This window comes from Alphaproteobacteria bacterium LSUCC0719, from assembly GCA_040839025.1.
Classification (GTDB): domain Bacteria; phylum Pseudomonadota; class Alphaproteobacteria; order Puniceispirillales; family Puniceispirillaceae; genus UBA8309.
The window spans coordinates 143,594-163,777 of record JBFPJN010000001.1 but is presented as its reverse complement, the minus strand read 5'-3'; the positions used below and the strand labels follow the sequence as shown (position 1 = coordinate 163,777).

Annotated in this window: 19 protein-coding genes; 8 read left to right on the top strand and 11 right to left on the bottom strand. The window is 58.7% G+C overall.

All coding sequences use genetic code 11. From position 1 onward, the window contains the following. Positions 1-100: 100 nt before the first annotated feature. Together AB3X55_00730 and AB3X55_00725 are read right to left on the bottom strand one after the other, a co-directional pair. Entirely contained in the window at positions 101-1,207 is a 1,107-nt protein-coding gene (locus tag AB3X55_00730) for an extracellular solute-binding protein (protein ID MEX0502102.1), read from the bottom strand. 121 nt (positions 1,208-1,328) lie between these two features. Continuing rightward, positions 1,329-2,429, bottom strand: a complete 1,101-nt coding sequence (locus AB3X55_00725; protein MEX0502101.1) for an ABC transporter ATP-binding protein — start codon at positions 2,427-2,429, stop codon at positions 1,329-1,331. Positions 2,430-2,648: 219 nt separating this feature from the next. On the opposite strand from AB3X55_00725, the gene AB3X55_00720 reads away from it, so the two are divergent. Next, positions 2,649-3,863 (top strand): aminopeptidase P family protein, encoded by a 1,215-nt coding sequence (locus AB3X55_00720; protein MEX0502100.1) that lies wholly within the window; start codon positions 2,649-2,651, stop codon positions 3,861-3,863. A gap of 53 nt (positions 3,864-3,916) precedes the next feature. Here AB3X55_00720 and AB3X55_00715 read toward each other — a convergent pair whose 3' ends face one another. Next, the gene (locus AB3X55_00715) at positions 3,917-5,023 is read right to left on the bottom strand and encodes a serine/threonine protein kinase (GenBank protein MEX0502099.1); all 1,107 of its coding nucleotides are present in this window, start codon (positions 5,021-5,023) and stop codon (positions 3,917-3,919) included. Positions 5,024-5,090: 67 nt separating this feature from the next. Between AB3X55_00715 and AB3X55_00710 the strand changes: the two genes are divergently transcribed. After that, the gene (locus AB3X55_00710; GenBank protein ID MEX0502098.1) at positions 5,091-5,381 is read left to right on the top strand and encodes a hypothetical protein; all 291 of its coding nucleotides are present in this window, start codon (positions 5,091-5,093) and stop codon (positions 5,379-5,381) included. A gap of 31 nt (positions 5,382-5,412) precedes the next feature. Here AB3X55_00710 and AB3X55_00705 read toward each other — a convergent pair whose 3' ends face one another. Further along, positions 5,413-5,727 (bottom strand): hypothetical protein, encoded by a 315-nt coding sequence (locus AB3X55_00705; protein MEX0502097.1) that lies wholly within the window; start codon positions 5,725-5,727, stop codon positions 5,413-5,415. A 361-nt stretch (positions 5,728-6,088) separates the two neighbouring features. Further along, positions 6,089-7,042 (bottom strand): agmatinase, encoded by a 954-nt coding sequence (speB, locus tag AB3X55_00700; protein MEX0502096.1) that lies wholly within the window; start codon positions 7,040-7,042, stop codon positions 6,089-6,091. A 182-nt stretch (positions 7,043-7,224) separates the two neighbouring features. Between speB and AB3X55_00695 the strand changes: the two genes are divergently transcribed. Continuing rightward, a complete protein-coding gene (locus AB3X55_00695) occupies positions 7,225-8,055 on the top strand; it encodes a phytanoyl-CoA dioxygenase family protein (GenBank protein MEX0502095.1) in 831 nt (276 codons plus the stop codon). 76 nt (positions 8,056-8,131) lie between these two features. Beyond that, the gene (locus AB3X55_00690; GenBank protein MEX0502094.1) at positions 8,132-9,274 is read left to right on the top strand and encodes a diaminopropionate ammonia-lyase; all 1,143 of its coding nucleotides are present in this window, start codon (positions 8,132-8,134) and stop codon (positions 9,272-9,274) included. Here AB3X55_00690 and AB3X55_00685 read toward each other — a convergent pair. The 3 genes from AB3X55_00685 to AB3X55_00675 form a co-directional block, all read right to left on the bottom strand. After that, complete coding sequence (locus AB3X55_00685; GenBank protein ID MEX0502093.1) at positions 9,271-10,407, bottom strand: L-lactate dehydrogenase; 1,137 nt, start codon at positions 10,405-10,407, stop codon at positions 9,271-9,273. The genes AB3X55_00690 and AB3X55_00685 overlap by 4 nt on opposite strands. Before the next feature lie 82 nt (positions 10,408-10,489). Then, a complete protein-coding gene (locus AB3X55_00680; protein ID MEX0502092.1) occupies positions 10,490-12,133 on the bottom strand; it encodes an ABC transporter permease in 1,644 nt (547 codons plus the stop codon). Beyond that, complete coding sequence (locus tag AB3X55_00675) at positions 12,127-13,188, bottom strand: extracellular solute-binding protein (protein MEX0502091.1); 1,062 nt, start codon at positions 13,186-13,188, stop codon at positions 12,127-12,129. Before AB3X55_00675 ends, AB3X55_00680 begins: the two co-directional genes overlap by 7 nt. Positions 13,189-13,501: 313 nt before the next feature. Between AB3X55_00675 and AB3X55_00670 the strand changes: the two genes are divergently transcribed. Then, positions 13,502-14,176, top strand: a complete 675-nt coding sequence (locus AB3X55_00670; GenBank protein ID MEX0502090.1) for a TerC family protein — start codon at positions 13,502-13,504, stop codon at positions 14,174-14,176. Position 14,177: 1 nt separating this feature from the next. Here AB3X55_00670 and AB3X55_00665 read toward each other — a convergent pair whose 3' ends face one another. Next, positions 14,178-15,101, bottom strand: a complete 924-nt coding sequence (locus tag AB3X55_00665; protein ID MEX0502089.1) for an amidohydrolase family protein — start codon at positions 15,099-15,101, stop codon at positions 14,178-14,180. Positions 15,102-15,113: 12 nt separating this feature from the next. Continuing rightward, positions 15,114-16,172 (bottom strand): 4-oxalomesaconate tautomerase, encoded by a 1,059-nt coding sequence (locus AB3X55_00660; GenBank protein MEX0502088.1) that lies wholly within the window; start codon positions 16,170-16,172, stop codon positions 15,114-15,116. A gap of 228 nt (positions 16,173-16,400) precedes the next feature. Between AB3X55_00660 and AB3X55_00655 the strand changes: the two genes are divergently transcribed. The 3 genes from AB3X55_00655 to AB3X55_00645 are packed head-to-tail and all read left to right on the top strand — an operon-like array spanning position 16,401 to position 19,282. Beyond that, positions 16,401-17,300, top strand: a complete 900-nt coding sequence (locus tag AB3X55_00655; GenBank protein MEX0502087.1) for a DUF1932 domain-containing protein — start codon at positions 16,401-16,403, stop codon at positions 17,298-17,300. A 4-nt stretch (positions 17,301-17,304) separates the two neighbouring features. After that, entirely contained in the window at positions 17,305-18,249 is a 945-nt protein-coding gene (locus AB3X55_00650; GenBank protein MEX0502086.1) for a Gfo/Idh/MocA family oxidoreductase, read from the top strand. A gap of 22 nt (positions 18,250-18,271) precedes the next feature. Beyond that, positions 18,272-19,282 (top strand): amidohydrolase family protein, encoded by a 1,011-nt coding sequence (locus tag AB3X55_00645; protein ID MEX0502085.1) that lies wholly within the window; start codon positions 18,272-18,274, stop codon positions 19,280-19,282. Here the strand turns inward: AB3X55_00645 and AB3X55_00640 are convergent. Continuing rightward, positions 19,272-20,180, bottom strand: a complete 909-nt coding sequence (locus AB3X55_00640) for a DMT family transporter (GenBank protein ID MEX0502084.1) — start codon at positions 20,178-20,180, stop codon at positions 19,272-19,274. The genes AB3X55_00645 and AB3X55_00640 overlap by 11 nt on opposite strands. Positions 20,181-20,184: the final 4 nt, after the last annotated feature.

The window sequence follows — 20,184 nt, the reverse complement described above, 5'->3', positions numbered from 1 at the left end:
ACAAAACGGAAAAAACTGTGACAGGCACGGCCACCGGAATGGACGTGCCTGTCTTGTTCATGCCGAACGTGGCGACGTTGCCGTCACCACCGTCAGCTTCCTACTGTGCCAGCCACGCCTGGAATTTTGCATCCAGATCGTCGCGATAATCCGCCCACCAGGAATAGTTGTAGAGGAACGTATTCTTGGCGTTGTTCGGATCGGTCGGCATATGAGGCGCCATGTCGATACCGAGGGAGGCATGCTTGCCAACCAGCGGTGCGGACGATGCACGTGCAGGACCATAGGAAATGTATTTCGCCTGATCAGCAAGACGCTGGGTATCAGTTGCGAAATAGATGTATTCCATAGCGGCCTTCTTGCGCTCGTCGGACAGGCCGGCCGGAATGATCCAGCCGTCAAGGTCGAACACCTGGGCGTCCCAGAGCATCTTTACAGGCTGCTTCTGCTCTTCGATCAGCGCGAACAGGCGGCCATTATAGGTTGAACCGATGACAACCTCGCCGTCAGCAAGAAGCTGCGGGGTGTCGGCACCAGCCGACCACCAGATTGTCTGGTCCTTGATGGTGTCAAGCTTGGCAAGCGCCTTGGCCTGACCTGCCTCGGTTTCCAGAACGTCATAGACGTCTGCCTTGGCAACACCCGAGCACAGAAGTGCCCATTCCATGTTGTTGATCGGACGCTTTTCCAGCGAGCGCTTGCCCGGGAAGGTTTTCAGATCGAACACGTCACAGATGTCATCCGGCTCTTTGCCACCCCACTCGGCAACGTCGGAACGGAAGCCGAAAGTGGTCGAATACACGATTTGTGGAATGAAGCATTCGGAAACGATCAGGTCGCCGAAATCCTTGGATGCCGGTGTGCCGTCAGGTGCCGCTGCAAGCTGGCTGTCATGGTCGATTTCCATGGCAAGGCCTTCGTCGCAAAGGCGCATCGCGTCAGACGCGACAACGTCAACCACATCCCAGGTCGTATTCCCGGCCTCGGCCATGGCGCGAAGCTTGGCAACAGCTTCAGCCGAGCTGTCATCATTGATGATATTGACGCCAGGATTCGCGGCCATGTAGGGGTCATGGTAGGCATTTTGCTGCGATGCCGAATAGGCACCACCCCATGACACGATGGTCATGTCCGCTGCGATCGCGTTGCCCGCAGTCAGGGCCGTCAACGCGGCGGCAGCGAAGAATGTCTTGGTAATTGCAGACATTTTCTGTCTCTCCCTGTTGAACTCTGAAGCGTGCCATCACGCTTCTTCCTTGAACCCGCCGAGCATGGCTATAGCGGGCTATTCGGCCTTAACGGCCAAATTCCTCTGTCAATCCCAAGCCTCAGCCTTCCTTGAAGTCCAGCGCACGGCAGTCATCCGTCTGCCATCCGACATAGGATTCGGTGCCGATTTCCAGACCAAGATGGTCCGCCGTATTCGGCACCTTGACGATAAATTCATCATTGCCGGCGACCGTCATCCGGCAGCGGATGTGATCACCGAGATAGATCAGTTCCTGGATCCGGCCCTTCAGCATGCTGAGGCCGGCAACCTTCTTGTGGGACACCACACAGCGCTCCGGCCTGATCGACAGGCTGGTGCGGCTGGACTTGCCGTCGACATTCACCGCCAGCGCCTTGACCTTGTCACCGGAATCAAGCGTTACCGACGCCACATCCTTTGACAGCGATTCGACGCGACCACCCAGCGTGTTGTTCTCGCCAATGAACTGGGCAACAAAGGAATTTTCCGGCTTTTCATACAGCGTAACCGGATCATCAAGCTGCTGGATCACCCCGTCATCGAACACGGCGATCCGGTTTGACATTGTCAGCGCCTCGGACTGGTCATGCGTCACATAGACAACGGTGACGCCCAGATTTTCGTGAATATGCTTGATCTCGTACTGCATATGCTCGCGAAGCTGTTTGTCGAGCGCCCCAAGCGGTTCGTCCATCAGCACCAGCTCGGGCTCGAACACCAGCGCACGGGCCAGCGCGATACGCTGCTGCTGGCCGCCGGACAGCTGTGCCGGCTTGCGGTCGGCAAAGGCGCGCATCTGCACCATGTCCAGCGCGCGCGCCACCTTGTCCTGGACCTCGCCTGCCGACAATTTACGCACCTTCAGCGGAAAGGACAGGTTCTCGGCCACCGTCATATGCGGAAACAGCGCATAGTTCTGGAACACCATGCCGATGCCGCGCTTGTGCGGCGGAATGTTGTTGATCGGCTTGCCACCAAGCTCGATCTCGCCATGCGTCGCGGTCTCGAATCCGGCCAGCATCATCAGGCAGGTTGTTTTCCCCGACCCGGACGGGCCGAGCATGGTGACAAATTCACCGGCCTCGATATCAAGGTTCAGATTCTTCACGACCAGCGTTTCGCCGTCATAGCTCTTCTGAACATTTCGGAACCGAACGAACGGGTTGCTACCGTCAAGCATATGCAGTCTATAGCCTTTTGATAAAACGTCTTGGGTACACGGCGAAAAGGAAAGCACGGGCATGGCGGGCAAGGCAAGAGTCTTCTGGCCAGACCACCCTCGGTTCTGCTGCTTTTGTGGCGTGACAACACAGCGCAAGAGGAGTTGACGGGGCTGCTGAAACTGTCTACTCGGATTCTATGCAAACCCGCAGCCAGCATACCACACAGGGAGTTGACCATGGCCGCTGATGATCTGATTCACGTGACCCGCTGGCACAATGGCGAAAAGACCTTTTCTCCTTTTTCCGACGCTGAAATGACACGCCGCCGGGACGCGATGCAGGCCCGCATGGATGCTGCCGGAATCGACGCCTGCCTGTTCACCTCCTATCACAATATCTGCTATTTCTCCGGCTTCCTCTATTGTAAGTTCGGACGCCGCTATGGTGCGGTGCTGAACGCCGATGGCGTGACCACCGTGTCGGCAGCGATCGACGGCGGCCAGCCCTGGCGTCGTTCGGTCGGCGACAATGTCACCTATACCGACTGGCGCCGCGACAGCTATTTCACCGCGCTGAAAGACCTGCTGCCGAACGTGAAACGGCTTGGCGTGGAATTCGACGAGGTCAGCCTTGATCTGAAGATGCTGCTGGAAACGCATTTTCCGGGGGTTGAGCTTGTCGACTGTGCGGCGTCGGCGATGGCGCTTCGCACCATCAAGAGCGCCGAGGAACATGTGCTGATCCGCAAGGGTGCCGATATGTGCGCCGTTGGTGGCCGGGCGTTGATGGGCGCGGTCAAGGCCGGCGTGCCGGAACATGAAATCGCGCTTGCCTCGACCAGCGCGATGGTCCGCGCCATTGCCGACAGCTTTCCCCATGTCGAGCTGATGGATACATGGACCTGGTTCCAGTCGGGGATCAACACAGATGGCGCGCACAATCCGGTGACCAACAAGGTGGTCGAGGATGGCGATATCCTGTCGCTGAACACATTTCCGATGATGTTCGGCTATTACACCGCGCTGGAACGCACGCTGTTCTGTGGCCATGCCTCGAATGCCCATCGCGACCTGTGGCTGAAGAACTGCGAGGTGCATATCCGCGGCATGGAACTTCTGAAGCCTGGCGTGCGCTGCTGTGATGTGGCGAGCGAGCTGAACAGGATGTATGCCGACTGGGACCTGCTGAAATACCGCTCCTTCGGCTATGGCCATTCATTCGGCGTGCTGTGCCACTATTACGGGCGCGAGGCGTCGGTCGAGCTTCGCGAGGATATCGATACTGTTCTGGAACCCGGCATGGTGGTGTCGATGGAACCTATGATCATGCTGCCAGAGGGCGAGGCCGGCGCCGGCGGCTATCGCGAACACGACATCCTGATCATCACCGAGGACGGGGCCGAGAACATCACCAACTTCCCGTTCGGAACAGATGAAATGATCGTGGGATAAGGCGCAAACAAGACCTCAGTCCCTGCGGACATGATCGGCAGCCGGAACATCGATTACTGGTTTGGGAAATAATCTTCCTTGCCACCCTCGCGATACACATCGGCGGTACAGCAATGCAGCCCGCCACCAAAGGCGTAGGCATCGCGAAGATCAACCTCAACGACCTCCATCCCCAGCTTGTCCATCTGTTCGGCCTGATAAACCTCTGATTTTTCGACACAAACCGTCTTCTGATCAAGAACAAGAACGTTCATGCTCAACCAAACCGATGAATAGCAAAGTGGCGGCGGGGCGTTGTGTGCCGGCTGTGCCGCTTCAACAATTTCCCAATCATTCGCGGTGAACAATTTGCGTTGATCCTGTGGCAGCGGACGATGCGGGTTGTTCAGGATCAGCCCCGGACGCAACGGTGTAAAGGTGGCGTCGATATGGATTGGATAGGGATCGCCCGGGAAATTCACCGCATGAACCCGGTGGTCCGGAAAATGCCGGCGCAGCCATTCAATGCCCCGCAGATTCGTTGTAAAGCCGTGCTGCACCACCAAATCCTTGCCAAAGCGAAGGACATCCGCAGCGTCGAAAAGCGGCTCTTCCTCGGTCGTGACGAAATGTTTCTGCTCGGCCCATTCAAGGCGCTGCTGCACCCCGATCTTCTCGGACAGATAGTTGCTGTGGTAATCCGCGTCGGTCAAACGCGGCTTTGGTGCCGCTTCATGTTTGAAATTCGGATCCTCTTCCCAATATCTCTGCATCAGTGGCCGGTAGCACAGATATTCGAACCACCGGCACCGATAGGACATCGTTGCCTCGAGTATTTCGTTGCCGACCGTCAACAGCACATCGCGTGGCGGCATGCAGCCAAACTGGCTGCCGGTGTTGAAGTCCGGCGTTGTCACCGGTTGCGAGAAATCGATGGGGGTTGGCCGGTCAACTTTCACACCGCGCTTTGCCAGCATATCGGCAAAATTATCAAGCAGCTCATTCGCCCGGTCGATGGTTTCCTGCGGGCGCCTGCCCCACTGGCCGCGCATGTCACTATCCTCTGGAACCTTCGCATCAAGCGCCGGCTCCTCGGGCGGAATATGGCAGTCATCCGCGCGGCCGACGATCACATGCTTCAGCGGATCCCACTCATTCCAGCTGTTGACGATAGTAGACATGGTCTTTCCTCCAACTGACACTGCATCCTTCTTTCAATAAATTGAATCGCGCGCAAGCGATTTCTGCATGGACAGTTCCGGCACCGGAATTTCAGACCAATCAAAGCGTTGTGACGATGGATTGCAGCAGGGATTTGGCGCTATCCGCATTGGGGGAAATGTGGTGTTTGCAGCCGCTGCGCGGCCAGTGTTGTCGTGCTGTGGGGTGGGGGATAAACAGTTAATTCAACTGATCCGCCTCTTGCCCATCTTCAAACCAGAAGAACGGGCAAGAGAGAGGAATGATCTCGATGTCACGCTCAAAGCTGTGGACAACGATGAACTCGTCGTTTTGGACCAGAATCTCATAACCAAATAACGGCAAATGCTCAAACCGACTTGGATCAACTCTACGAAACGGCATTGATCTGGATTCTGTGTGCAGAATCAATCAACGCAGTCTTTCTAACCAATTTCGCAAACTCGACATTTGAAACAGCTTTGAGTGATTTCAAATTCGGCACAGAATTCTCACGGGCACGAACCTTGGAATTTATCGTTTCCAGATTCTGGGCGTAGAAATCCAGCGCGCGCTTAACCTGCTCGACCAAATCCTCTTCCGATTTGTCGAACAGGAAAAACCTTGGCTCCTGCCTGCTCACGGCGAGCCAATCAGAGTCATCTTCCGATGAGAAAAAATCGACCTTGATCTCGATGCTATCCATTGTTCATCTCCCTGGATTTCAAGATGTTTTCACACAACGGCTTCAAAAAAAGCCAAGATAGAAACATTCATAAAATTGGATTATTTGAGGATGAATTCTTTCAGGAAAATAATAACTTGGATCTAGTTGCAGTTATCATTTTTGTCAAACAACCCAGGGGTGTATTCAATTCGTTTATACGTCCCTGGAGTTGAACTTGTATGTCGGCCAGTTGATCAAGTTCACCTGACTGCAAGGCCGGGACTGGCGATTATCGCGCGATCACGACATCCCGACCATCACCGATGACGGGGCCGAACCCATCACCACCGTCCTGTCCGGAACGGATGACATGATCATGCGGTGGTGATGGCCAGACCCCTCACCTGTTATGGGCGATGCGGCCAATCAGGTTCAGCAGCAGTTGTGCCGCCAATGTTGTCGTGCTGCCGGTCGGGTCGTAATCCGGTGCCACCTCGACAAGGTCCACCCCGATGACGGTGCCGCGCTTCGTCAGCCCGTCCAGAAGCTCCAGCACCTCATAATACAGGAACCCGCCATGCGAGGGCGTGCCGGTGCCAGGCGCGATGGACGGGTCGAACCCGTCGATATCGATGGTGATGTAATAGCGCGCGCCTTCAGGAATGCGGGCCAGCATGGCATCCACCCCCATCGCGCGGAGCTGGCGCACCGACTGGATGTCGGACCCCATGGCGCGGGCATCCTCATAGCCGTCGCGGGCCGTCGATGACACATTGCGGATGCCGATCTGCGACAGGCCGGTTACATAGGGCTTTTCGGCGGCGCGGCGCATCGGGTTGCCATGCCCATAGCGAACGCCGTGACGTTCATCGACAAAATCCAGATGCGCGTCGATCTGCACCAGATGGAACGGTTCCTGGTCGGAAAAGGCATTGATGCAGGGAATGTTCACCGAATGGTCGCCGCCAAGAACGATCGGCACCGCGCCGGCCCTGAGGATGGCGCGCACACCCTGTTCGATATTGGCGTGGCTCTTGATGGTGTCGGTATGGACGATGTCAGCATCGCCGATATCGACGATCCGCACCTTGTCGGTCTCGAGATAGGTCACATCATCCTCGTGGTCATAGGCACCGGCATGACCGAACGAGAACAGGGTCGAGGCCTCGCGGATGCCGCGCGGGCCAAACCGCGCGCCGGCCCGAAACTGTGTCCCGAAATCGAATGGCGCGCCGAGAATGGCGAAATCGGCGTCGATGGAGTCCCAGTCCGGTTGATAGGGATTTTTGCCAAAGCTGCACAGCCCCACAAAAGGCAGGTTCAGTCGCCCGCTGTCATAGCCATGTCCGCTCATCATCACACCCCTTGTCGTTGTCGGCCTGTCTTCGCCGGCCTGTCTTCACCGGCTGTCAGGCTAGTCGAATTTCGGCAGCACGAGAAGACGCAGCCACCGGCCATGATGCGCAAAGGCTTTGCGTCCGGCGCACGGGTAGGGCACTCTCACCTCCTGCAGGATATATATTTTGGGTGATCAGCATGCCGATCCGACTGACCGAGGCCCAGCAGGCCGCCTATGACCGCGACGGGTTTGTCGCGCCAATCGATATTTTCAGCGCCGACGAGGCAGCGGCCATCCGCGCCGCGCTGGAGGAGGCCGAACAGGTCTGGCCGGACGAGCTGGCGGGCGCGAACCGCAACAACGCGCATTATGTGCTGCCGGTGCTTGACCAGATCACCCATGACAGCCGCATCCTGGACGCTGTTCAGGATGTAATCGGGCCGGACATTCTGGTCGCCGGCACCACGCTGTTCATCAAGGAACCGGAAACTAAGGGCTTTATCAGCTGGCATCAGGATGCCCGCTATATCGGGCTGGAGCCGCATGACTGGGTGACCGGATGGCTGGCGATCAGCGATGTGAACGAGGAAAATGGCTGCATGCGGATGATCCCCGGCTCGCACAAGGCGCCGCTGATCGAACATGTCGACACCTTTGGCGAGGACAATCTTCTGACCCGGGGCCAGACCGTTCCCGATGTCGACGAGGCCGCCGCCGTCGCGGTGCCGCTGAAACCCGGTCAGCTGTCGCTGCATCACCCGCGGATTGTCCACGGATCAGGACCGAACATGTCCGGCGAACGGCGGATCGGCTTTGCCATGCAGAGCTATATCGCACCGAATGTCGAACAGGTGATCGGCCGGATCTGGGTGCAGCAGGCACGCGGCACGGACAGATACCGGAACCATGATGTGGCCCCGCGGCCCGAAGCCGCCATGCAGGCCGGAGATATCAAATTCCGCGATGAGGCGAATGAACGGCTGTCGGACATCTTCTATGCCGGCGCCAACCGCAAGGGGCGCTACTGACGCCGCATCCGGGCCCAGAGTCGACCGGGCCCAGAGTCGACCGGCCCCGAACAATCCAGCAAGAGGTTCACACCCTATGGACACCGATCTGACAACAGCCCTGGCCAGCTTCACGCTGGATGCCAATCCGGGGCATACCAGCGGCCCCTTCCCCAACCGGGCCGGTTCGCTCGACATGGCCGCGATGGATGCTGCCGAGGCAGTGATCACCGGCTGGTCCGGATATACGCCCACCCCGCTCCACGAACTGCCGGAGGTCGCCGCCCATCTTGGCGTGGCACGGGTCGTGTACAAGGATGAATCAGCCCGTTTCGGCCTTGGCTCGTTCAAGGCACTTGGCGGTGCCTATGCGGTTGCCGCGCTGGCAAGCCGGATCGAGGCGTCCGGCGGCAGCGCCACCGACCTGACCGTCGCCACCGCCACCGACGGCAATCATGGCCGGTCAGTGGCCTGGGGGGCGGCCCGGGCCGGATGTGCCGCAAAGATCTATATCCATGCGCATGTCAGCAAGGCCCGTGAAGATGCGATGGCGGCATTCGGTGCCGAGGTGATCCGGATCAATGGCAATTACGAGGCGTCGCTTGCCGCCTGCAAGCAGGATGCCGCCACACATGGCTGGCAGATTGTCTCGGACACCTCGTGGCCGGGATATCACGAGGTGCCGCTGATGGTGATGGCCGGCTATACGGTGATGGCGCGTGAAATCCTGACCCAGCTTGGCGCGGCACCAAGCCATGCCATGCTGCCCGTGGGGGTTGGCGGGCTGGCGGCGGGAATCGTGGCACCTCTCTGGCAGGCCGCAGGATCGTCGCTTGGCCGGATGATCGCCGTCGAGTCACATATGAGCGCCTGCATGCGCAACAGTCTTGTCGCCGGGACACCGACATTGTTCGACATTACCGAGGAAACATTGATGGCAGGCCTGTCCTGTGGCGAGGTGTCGGATCTTGCCTGGGACATCCTGAAGCCGACAATCAGCCATTGCGTGACCATTGGCGATGAATCGGTGGCCCCGTTGATGCGCTGGTTCCATGATCGCACAAAGTCGATCGAAGCCGGTGAATGTTCAACCTCGGGGCTGGCCGCGCTGCTGGCCATGCATGCCGATGGCGCGTCATGGGACCAGCTGGGAATGGGGCCGGATGCGGTTGTTCTTCTGGTCGGCACCGAGGGCGCAACGGATCCGGATTTCTATCGCCAGACGGTCGGAACCGGCTAGCGGATCAGGATCGAGTCATCGACGTCGGCCAGGTTTGAGCGCCCGCACAGCGCCATTGTCAGATCGAGTTCCTTGTGCAGGATCTCGAGAACCTTGGTGACACCGTCGCGGCCACCGGCACCAAGACCATATAGAAAGGCGCGCCCAATCAGCGTTCCCTTCGCGCCAAGCGCCACGGCACGCAGCACGTCCTGGCCCGTGCGGATGCCACCATCCATCCAGACCTCGCATTTGTCGCCAATGGCGTCGACAATGGCGGGCAGCGCCGCAATCGACGATGGCGCACCGTCAAGCTGACGCCCGCCATGATTCGACACCACCACCGCATCAGCACCGACATTCACCGCCTGGCGCGCATCCTCGACGTCAAGAATTCCCTTGATGATGATCTTGCCACCCCATTGTCTGCGGATTTCACGAACGTCATCCCAGGACAGGCTGGGATCGAACTGGCTGACCGTCCAGTCGGCAAGTGACGACATATCCCCCACACCATCGACATGACCGACAATATTGCGGAATTCGCGACGGCGCGTTCCCAGCATGCCAAGGCACCAGGACGGCTTGGTGGCAAGATTGATCATATTTTTCAGAGTCGGTTTCGGCGGTGCCGACAGCCCGTTGCGGACATCCTTGTGGCGTTGCCCCATGATCTGCAGGTCAAGCGTGATCATCAATGCCGAACAGTTGGCGGCCTTTGCCCGTTCGACAAGATTGCGGATGAATTTCCGGTCGCGCATCACATAAAGCTGAAACCAGAATGGCTTGCTTGTGTTTTCAGCAACATCCTCGATCGAGCAGATCGACATTGTCGACAGGGTAAAGGGAACCCCAAAGGACTCGGCGGCCTGGGCGGCCAGAATTTCACCATCGGCATGCTGCATGCCGGCAAGACCGGTCGGCGCCAGCGCCACCGGCATCGGCACTTCCTGTCCCAGCATCTTCATGGCGGTGCTGCGCTTCGAGACATCAATCGCCACGCGCTGGCGGAACTTGATGTCCTGAAGGTCGGTTTCATTCGCGTTGAATGTGGATTCTGTCCAGGACCCACTCTCGCAGTAATCAAAGAACATGCGCGGAACACGCCGCTCCATCTGCTTGCGCAGATCGTCAACACAGGCGATCACGGCCATGACGACACCTCATTCAGAAGAGTGGGCCCGAACCGCCCCCAATGCACCGGCGCCAACTAAACCACGACGGCCCCTGCGAAGTCTAGCCCGCGCGGCGCAGCATGTTGTTCATCAGAATCACCGGCACCAGCCCGGCGACGACAATCATCAGGGCCGGCAGGGCCGCCGCCTCGAGCATCTCGTCCTTGGCGAACTGATAGGTGTAGGTGGCAAGCGTCTCGAAATCAAAGGGCCGCAGCAACAGCGTGATTGGCAGCTCTTTCATGATATCGACAAAACACAGCAACCCACCGGCCAGCATCGAGCCACGAAGCAACGGCAGGATCACCCGCTTCAGGCTGCTGCCAAATCCGTTGCCCAGAACCCGGCTGGCATTCATCATATTGTCCGGGAGCCGTCTGATCCCCGACATCAGCGCGCCGTAACCGACCGCCTGAAAGCGCACCAGATAGGCCGTGAGAAGAATGCCGGCGCCCCCCAGAAGCAATGTCGCACGCGGATCCCCCACCAATCCGGCATAGGTGCGGTCAACCACACCCGCAAACACCAGCACACCGATGGCCAGCATTGTTCCGGGAATGGCATAGCCGCTGGAAGCAGCAACAGTCAGACGGCGTACCATGACCCCGCCCCGATAGGTTGCCGCCAGAACCAGTAGCGTCGACACGACAACAATCAGCACCGCCGCCGCGCCGGCCATCAGCATCGTGGCACCCACCGTGTCGACAACCTGGCCAAACTGGTCGGTGATCGGATTCCCAAGCACGAATTTCAGCAACACCCCGACCGGAATGACAAATCCGAGACACAGCGGCAGCGCACAGACAGCCTGGCAGGCAATCTGCCCTTTCACGCCGGGCCGCAAGGGCTGTAATTCTGTGGCGGATTTGCCGTTGCCGGCAAAACGCTGGCGCGATCTGGCATACAGTTCGAGCGCAAGCAGACTGAGGATGAAGACAAACCCGAACAGGGAAATCTGCGCCGCCGCCACAATATTGTTCATGCCAAGCCAGACATTGAAGATGCCAAGCGTAATTGTCTCGACGGCAAAATATTCAACTGTCCCGAAATCGGACACCACCTCCATCAGAACGAGCGCCAGCCCGGCGGTAATCGCCGGTCGGGCGAGCGGCAGACCAACCGACCAGAATTGCGACCTGTCATGAACAAGCGCGATCTCGAACAGGCTGGCCGGTGTGAGGCGGAACGCAATCCGCGTTACCATATAGATATAGGGATAAAGCACTGTCGACATGACAAGAACCGCCCCGCCGAGCGAGCGAATATCCGGGAACCAGTAATCCATCGGGCGCTGCCAGCCAAACATGTCACGAAGAAGCGACTGAACCGGACCGGCATATTCCAGAAAATCGGTATAGGTATAGGCGATGATATAGGCCGGGATCGCCGCCGGCAGCAGCAGCAGCCATTCAAAAACCCGTTTGCCAACAAAGCTGTAGCGCGTGATAACCCAGGCCGTGCTGACACCGAACAGGATCGTCAGCACACCGACCCCGAACATCAACAGAACCGTGTTCAGGACATAGCGCGGCAATACCGTCGACACCAGATGCCGCCACAGGCCCTGACTGTCGCCAAAGGCCATCATCCACAGCGCCAGGATCGGTCCGAGGATGAAAAGACATATCACAATTGCAGAAACCGACCAGCCATCGATATGACGGGCCGGCCGGCCTGACCAATATGACAGAAAGGTGGCTACCATCCGACCCGATCAATAATCATCTGCGCGTCCGGAGCCAGTTCGGCAAGCCGCTCGATGGCCAGACTGTCACGCTTGAAATCACCCCATGAAGACAACACACCACCCGGTGCCACGGTCGGATTGACCGGATATTCAAAATTGACCTCGCCATAGAGTTGCTGGGCAACAGGTGTCGTCAGGAATTCCAGAAACCGGCGCGCGCCATCGGGATTGGGACTGTGCCGCGCCATCCCGCCACCCGAAATATTGACATGGGTGCCACGACCGCCCTGATTTGTGAACACAAGCCGGATGGCGTTTGCCCAGTTTTTCTGCTCGGCCTGATCGCCATACAGCATATTGCCGTAATAATAGTGGTTCATGATCGCCACATCGCACTGGCCCTGAAAAATGGCTTTCGCCTGCGCGCGGTCATTGCCCTGCGGCTTGCGGGCGAAATTCGAAACCATATTGCCGGCCCATGCCTCGGCCGCATCGGCCCCGTTCGCGGCGATGATCGACGCCATCAGCGACCGGTTATAGACATGGCTTCCCTTGCGGCTGCAGATCCGACCTTTCCATTCGGGCCTGGCAAGGTCCTCGATATCGGCAATGGCATCCTCGGCCACCCTGTCAACCGACGTCGCCACCAGCCGTGCCCGTGTTGAAAAGGCGAACCAGCGATTGTCGGATGCCCGCAGATGCGCCGGTACATTGCTTTCCAGAACCGGCGAGTCCACCGGCGCCAGCAGATCAAGCTCGGCATATTCGCTGAGCCGCGATATATCGACTGTCAGAATGACATCAGCCAGGCTGGCCTCGCCTTCGGCAAGAAGACGTTGCGCCAACCCCTTGGCGGCGTAGACAACGCGCGTCCTGATGCCGGTTTCGGCCGTAAAGGCATCAAGGAACGGCTGCAGCAGGAATTGCTGGCGATGCGAATAGATATTGATCTCGGCAGCGCTGGCCGCAACCGGACCACCAGCCATGAAAAGTGCGGCAAATCCCGCCAGCATGGCTGTTCCGTAGCGTTTGAACGCCGCCCGTGCCGGTGCCTTTGGCAATGCAAAACGCATATTGAAAATCTCCAACATGGTGAAAGTGTCCGTTAGATGAGAATGATTATCAAATGCAAAATCGTCGCATATTGCAAGACATTTTTGATAATGATTATCAAAATCATTATCAATTTTATTTATGTTGTTTTTCAGAAGGATGACGTCATGACGGAAACTATATCAGGGATTTTTCAGGGGAAAAGGTGATTCCGCACTGCCTGTGCATGGTTAACGACCATCCCTGATTGATGACAAAGATAATGGATTGCGAAGACAGGGGGGAGCGTCTATATCCGACGAAGCCTGTCACCTGTCGGAGTGCCCTGCCGCCATGTTCGATGACGCGCTCGTCATCGCAATTCTTCAGATCATTGCGATTGATATTATTCTTGGCGGCGACAACGCCATCATCATTGCCCTGGCCTGCCGCAACCTTCCCCCGCGGCAAAGACGGCTCGGCATTCTCTGGGGCACAGCCGGCGCCATCGGGCTGCGGGTTCTTCTGGTGTTCTTCGCAAGCACGTTGCTGACAGTGCCGTCGCTGAAACTGATTGGCGGGCTGCTATTGCTCTGGATCGGCGTAAAACTGCTGGCCGAGGAAGAGAACATCGATGAAGGTGCGATCAAGCAATCCGCCAGCCTGATGGAAGCTGTCCGCACCATCATCATCGCCGATTTCGTGATGAGCCTCGACAATTCGGTCGCCATCGCCGCGGCTGCCAAGGGCAATATGGCGCTTGTCGTATTCGGTCTGCTTCTCAGCGTGCCGATCATCATTGGCGGCAGCGCGCTGATACTGAAAATGATGCAGCGCTACCCCATCATCATCACCTTTGGCGCCGCCCTGCTTGGCTGGCTTGCCGGTGATCTGATTGCCAACGACCCGTTGCTGCAGGACTATATGGCAACCCTACCCGACCATGCCGCCAAGATATGCGCCGGGGTCAGCGCGCTGGCGGTTGTCATTGTCGGCCGGGTGCTGGCCAGCCGCAAAACGGCAGACTAGATCAGGCGTCTGACCAGTAAAGCCGCATTGGATTGTCGATCAGCAGCGCCTGCTGAAGCGCCGGTGTCGGCGCGATGCGCGCGATGGTGTCGACCAGCAGCCCGTCATCGGGCCGGTGCGATTTCATGTTGGGATGAGGCCAGTCCGTGCCCCACAGCACCCGGTCCGTGAACCGCTCGACAAGATAGCGCTGAAACGGCACCACATCGTCATAAGGCGGCCCGGCAACGGTCAGGCGTTCAGGACAGCTGACCTTGGTCCACAGGGTCGGCAGCTCTTCCATCAGCGTCACAAAGCGGGTGAAGTCTGGCCCGTCCACCGGCTGGCTGACATCCGGGCGACCCATATGGTCGACCACAACGATGCCCGGAAGTTCCTTCAGGAAGGGTGACAGATCGGCAAGATCGGGGGCTTCGAAATACACCACAATGTGCCAGCCAAGGCGCTGCACACGTTCGGCGGTCCGCATGAACACCTCGCGCGGTGTCGCATCGACAAGCCGTTTGACAAAATTGAACCTGACCCCGCGCACCCCGGCTTCATGCATCATGTCGAGGTCTGCATCAGCAATGTCGTGCGCCACCACCGCAACACCCCGCGCCAACCCGCCGGATGCCCGAAGCGCGTCGATCATCGCGCTGTTGTCCTTGCCATGACAGCTTGCCTGGACAATCACATTACGCGACAGGCCAAGATGATCGCGAAGCGCGAACAGCATGTCCTTGCCGGCATCGCCGGGGGTGTATTTGCGCTCCGGCGCGAAGGGAAATTCGTCCGCCGGTCCGAAAACATGGCAATGCGCGTCGACAGCCCCGTCCGGCACCACGAAATCGGGCGTCTTGGGATCGGGATGCCAGGTAACCTCGCCGCCGGTATTCTTGTCACCGGTGTTCTTGTCGCCGAAGTTCTTGTCATTGTCGTTCATGTTCATCTTCCCTCAGAAAATCATGCCGTCGAAAAGTTTGCGGGTGGTACGCATCATCCCGGCCTTCAGGACGTTGTCATCCCCGTCACATTCCAGAACACAGGCAGTGGCCCCATTTGGATGCTCGACCGCCATCACCTTGCGCACGCCTTCCGGGATCCGCGCAATGGCATTCGCCGGGCTTGCCGGCAGCAGCGCCGCGGTGGCGGCACTGACGGCGGCGAACACACCGATGGTGTCGTGGCATCGATGCGGAATGAAGCTTCGTGTCATGAAGGCCCCGCCATGACGCGCTTCCGCTACCATCGTCATCTTCGGAACCGACTTTTCGGTGACGTCACCAAGGTTCATCATCCTGCCACAGGCAAGACGCAGCGCCTCCAGCCGTGCCTTCAGATCGTCATTGGAATCCAGATCGGCCGGCGTTTCATAGCCGGTGATCCCCATGTCGGCAGCGCGAAGCACGACGATTGGCATACCATTGTCGATCATCGTGACCTGAACCCCCTCGACCAGGTCGACCTCATTGCCGGTTGGCAGCAGTGATCCGCACATCGATCCGGCGACGTCATCAAAGACAAGCGGCACCGGGGCGGCGCTTCCAGGAACGCCGTCGATGGATTCATCGCCGGCATAGGATACCCGGCCGTCCGGCGTGGCGATGCTGGCGGTTGCCACCTGCCCCGTATTGCGCATGAAGATTCGCACATCAGTGGTGTCGCCGGATACCGGCACAAGACCACGCTCGATGGCAAAGGCGCCGACACCGGCAAGGATGTTGCCGCAATTCTGCGCGTCGGACACCAGATCCCGGTCAACAAAGACCTGCAGAAACAGATAATCGACATCACAATCGTCACGTTCAGCGGCAGAGACTACCGCCACCTTGCTTGTCAGCGGGTTGGCTCCACCCATACCATCGATCTGGCGGGCATCGGGCGATCCCATGACCCGCAGCAACAGCGCGTCGCGCGCGGCAGTGTCCCCCGGCAGATCAGACGCCAGAAAATAGCCGCCTTTCGAGGTGCCGCCCCTCATCCACATACATCTTGTTCCCGAAGGAGACATCATGCCACCTCTCAAAAGGCCCTGTTACCGGACATATTGGTGACCGGACATATTGTCAGGCTCCCTGTCTGGCTCCGGGGCGTTCGCAAAACCGTCCCGATGACGGGATCATAGCGTGATGAACAGCATATTGACCATAAAAGCTTGGCAAGGTGCCATGCCGAAATTCTATCCTGCCGGCATGGCGTGTTTGCTGCCAGTTTGCTATCCAGTTGATATGGGAGTTGAAACATGATCATTGCCCTGATTGGATTTGGTGAAGCCGGGCTGGCAATCGCAACCAGCCTTGGCGCGGCGGATGGCGGCAGGCCGACCCTGCGGGCCTTCGACATCAAGCTTGTCGACGATGATGACACGATCGCCGCCGCCATGACCGCACGGATCAGGTCTGCCGGCGTTGACGCCGCGGCATCACCGCAGGAAGCCGTCGCCGACGCCGATATCGTGATCTCGGTGGTAACAGCCGATCAGGCAGCCACCGTCGCCGGCCTTGCGGCGCGACATCTGCCGCAGGGCGCGCTCTATCTCGACATGAACAGCTGTGCGCCCACGACCAAGCAGACTGCCGGCAGGGCGGTCGAAACCGCTGGCGGCGTATATGTCGATGTTGCCGTCATGGCACCGATCGAACCTCGTGGCCATGAAACACCTATGCTGGCCGCCGCCCCCGACCCCGAAGCTGTCGCCACACGGCTGGGCCATGCCGGGTTGCGGCCACGATTTGTCGGCAGTGACATAGGGCGCGCCTCGACCATCAAGATGCTGCGGTCCGTCATGATAAAGGGCATCGAGGCCCTGACCGCAGAATGTTTCCGCGCCGCGATCAAGGCAGGTGTTGCCGACGAGGTGGCAAATTCGCTTGACGCCTCGCAGCCGAAGATGGGGTGGGCTGAACAGGCGGCCTATAACATGGAACGGATGACGGCGCATGGCATCCGCCGCGCCGCCGAAATGCGCGAGGTCGCAAAGACGCTCCGCGCGCTTGATATTCCCCCGGCGATGACCACCGGCACCATTGCCTGGCAGGACGATATGGGGGCGCTCGACCTGACGCTGGCACCCGATGCGGCGCTTGCCGAGCAGATCGCTTTGATTGAACAGGCCATCACATCGAAAATGGAACGGAGCTGATCCCATGAAAATCTGTCTTGCGGGCGGTGGCGCCTTTGGCAAAAAGCATCTTGATGCGCTGAAACTGATCGACGGGGTCGAAATTGCATCGATAGTCGGTCGTCGTCTGGAGCCGACACAGGAACTTGCCGCCGCCTATGGCGCGGCACATGCCACAACCGATCTGGCGGAAAGCCTGGCGATGCCCGACATTGATGCTGTGATCCTGGCCACGCCGACCGGCATGCATGCCGAACAGGGACTTGCCGCGATGAATGCCGGCAAACATGTGCTGATCGAAATTCCGATGGCCGACAGCCTTGCCGATTCCGAGGCGCTTGTCGCGAAACAGAAGGAGACAGGGCTTGTCGCGATGGCCGGGCATGTGCGGCGCTTCAACCCCTCGCATCAATATGTGCATAATCTGATTACGGCTGGCGAGCTGTCCGTCCAGCAGATGGATGTCCAGACCTATTTCTTTCGCCGCAAGAATATCAGCGCCGATGGCAGCCCGCGGAGCTGGACCGATCATCTGCTGTGGCACCATGCCTGTCACACCATTGACCTGTTCATGTATCAGACAGGCGAAATGGTGACAGAGGTTCATGGCATTCAGGGACCACACCACCCCGAGCTTGGCATCGCCATGGACATGGCCATCATCATGAAGACGGCAAGCGGCAAGCTGTGTACCTTGTCATTGTCGTTCAACAACAACGGGCCACTTGGCACCTATTTCCGCTATATCTGCGACAACAACACCTACATCGCCCGGTATGACGACCTGTATGACGGTCATGAAAACCAGATCGATGTCAGCAATGTGGATGTGTCGACAAATGGCATCGAATTGATTGACCGCGAGTTCATCGCCGCCATTCGCGAGGGACGCGAGCCCAATTCCAGTCTTGCACAATGCCTGCCTGCGATGCAGGTGATGGATATCATCGAACGTCAGTTCAGCAGCTGATTGCCCCACGGGAGACACCACCATGATCATTGATTGCCACGGCCATTACACAACCACACCCCCCGGCGTCGGCGACTGGCGCGACGCCCAGAAGGCCGCCGTCGCGGCTGATCCCGACCATGTCAGTGAAAAAGGCGCGATGGCCGTCACCGATGATGAAATCCGTGAAAGCATCGAGACGAACCAGCTTCGCGTGCAACAGGAACGCGGCACCGACGTAACCGTCTTTTCGCCGCGGGCAAGCTGGATGGGGCATCATGTCGGCAACGCCACGACATCGCAGGCATGGACGGAACATTGCAATGATCTCATCCGCCGGGTCTGTGATCTGTTCCCGCGGAATTTCGTTCCTGTCTGCCAGCTGCCGCAAAGTCCGCAGACCCCGATCGAAGCCAGCATCGCCGAGCTTCGCCGCTGTGTCGACGAGATGGGCTTTATCGGCTGCAATCTGAACCCGGATCCGTCAGGCGGCTACTGGAAGGACATGCCGCTTGGCGACAAATACTGGTATCCATTCTATGAAGCGATGTGTGATCTGGACGTGCCGGCGATGATCCATGTCAGCGGTGCCTGTCATCCGGCGATGCACACCACCAGCTCTTTCTATCTCGGGGCGGACACAACCGCCTTTGTACATTTCATGATGTCGGACGTCTTTACCGACTTCCCGCAGATCAAATTCATCATCCCGCATGGTGGCGGCGCGGTTCCCTATCACTGGGGCCGGTTCCGCGGCATGGCACAGGATATGGGACTTGGTGATCTGAACGAACGTGTTCTCGGCAACATCTATTTTGACACCTGTGTCTATCACCAGGACGGCATCGACATGCTGGTCGATGTGATTCCAACCGAGAATATCCTGTTCGCCTCGGAGATGATTGGCGCCGTGCGGGGAATCGATCCACGAAGCGGTCATTATTACGATGATACAAAGCGCTATATTGACGCCAGCACGCGCCTTACCGACGCGCAGCGGCAGATGATCTTCGAGGACAATGCCCGCCGGGTATTCTCGCGGTTCAGCCTCTAGGGCCTTCATGGTGACGGCTGTGCGGGCCTGACAGGGCCACGGCCGCCCCCGCGGCGATAATCAGCCCGACGCCAAGCAGCTGCGCCGGATAAAGCCGCTCACCAAGGAACAGCGCCGCCGTACTCGCCGCGACAAGCACCTCGGACAGCATCAGGATGCCGACAAGCCCCGGTGACAGATACTGGCTGATCCGGAATACCAGCATCAGCGCCGGCAGAAACAGGAACGCGCCGAAGGCAACGGCCCACGGCGTCGCGGCGGCAATATCCGCCAGTGCCGGCGTCGGCACATCCATGATCATGATCACAAGGCCGGCCAGCACGACACCAAAACAATATTGGACAAAGGTCGTGTTGCGAAAATCAGCCTCGGGATAACGTCGAAGGACAGCACTGCCTGCGCCCCACAGCAGCCCCGAGGACAGCCCCAGAAGATCGACCGGCTCGAATGCCATCCGCCACGGGTCCAGCTGCATGACAAGGGCGCATCCGACAACGGCCGCACCGACAGCAAGCCAGCGAAGCCCGCCCGGTCGTTCGCCAAGCCAGACCCTGCCAAGGATCGTTCCCCAGACAGGTGTCAGATAGAACAGCACCGTTGTCTTGCTGACCGAAGCCATCATCAGGCCAAGCCCGAAGCAGGTGAAGCCGGCATTGATCAGCCCCCCTGCCGCAAGATAGATCAGCCAGTGCCGACGCGCCGCCAAGGTTGCCCGAAGGGCAAACGGCATCATCACCAGCGCCGGCATCAGCATGAACAGACCCTGCACCCAGATCGGCGCCAGCCCCAGCGATTCAGCCTCGCGCATGGGCAACCACATGATTCCCCAGACAGCTGAGGACAGAAACACAATCAAAGAGGCTGTGCGGTGGCTGTGCTGACGAAAGAAGAAGTGCATATGC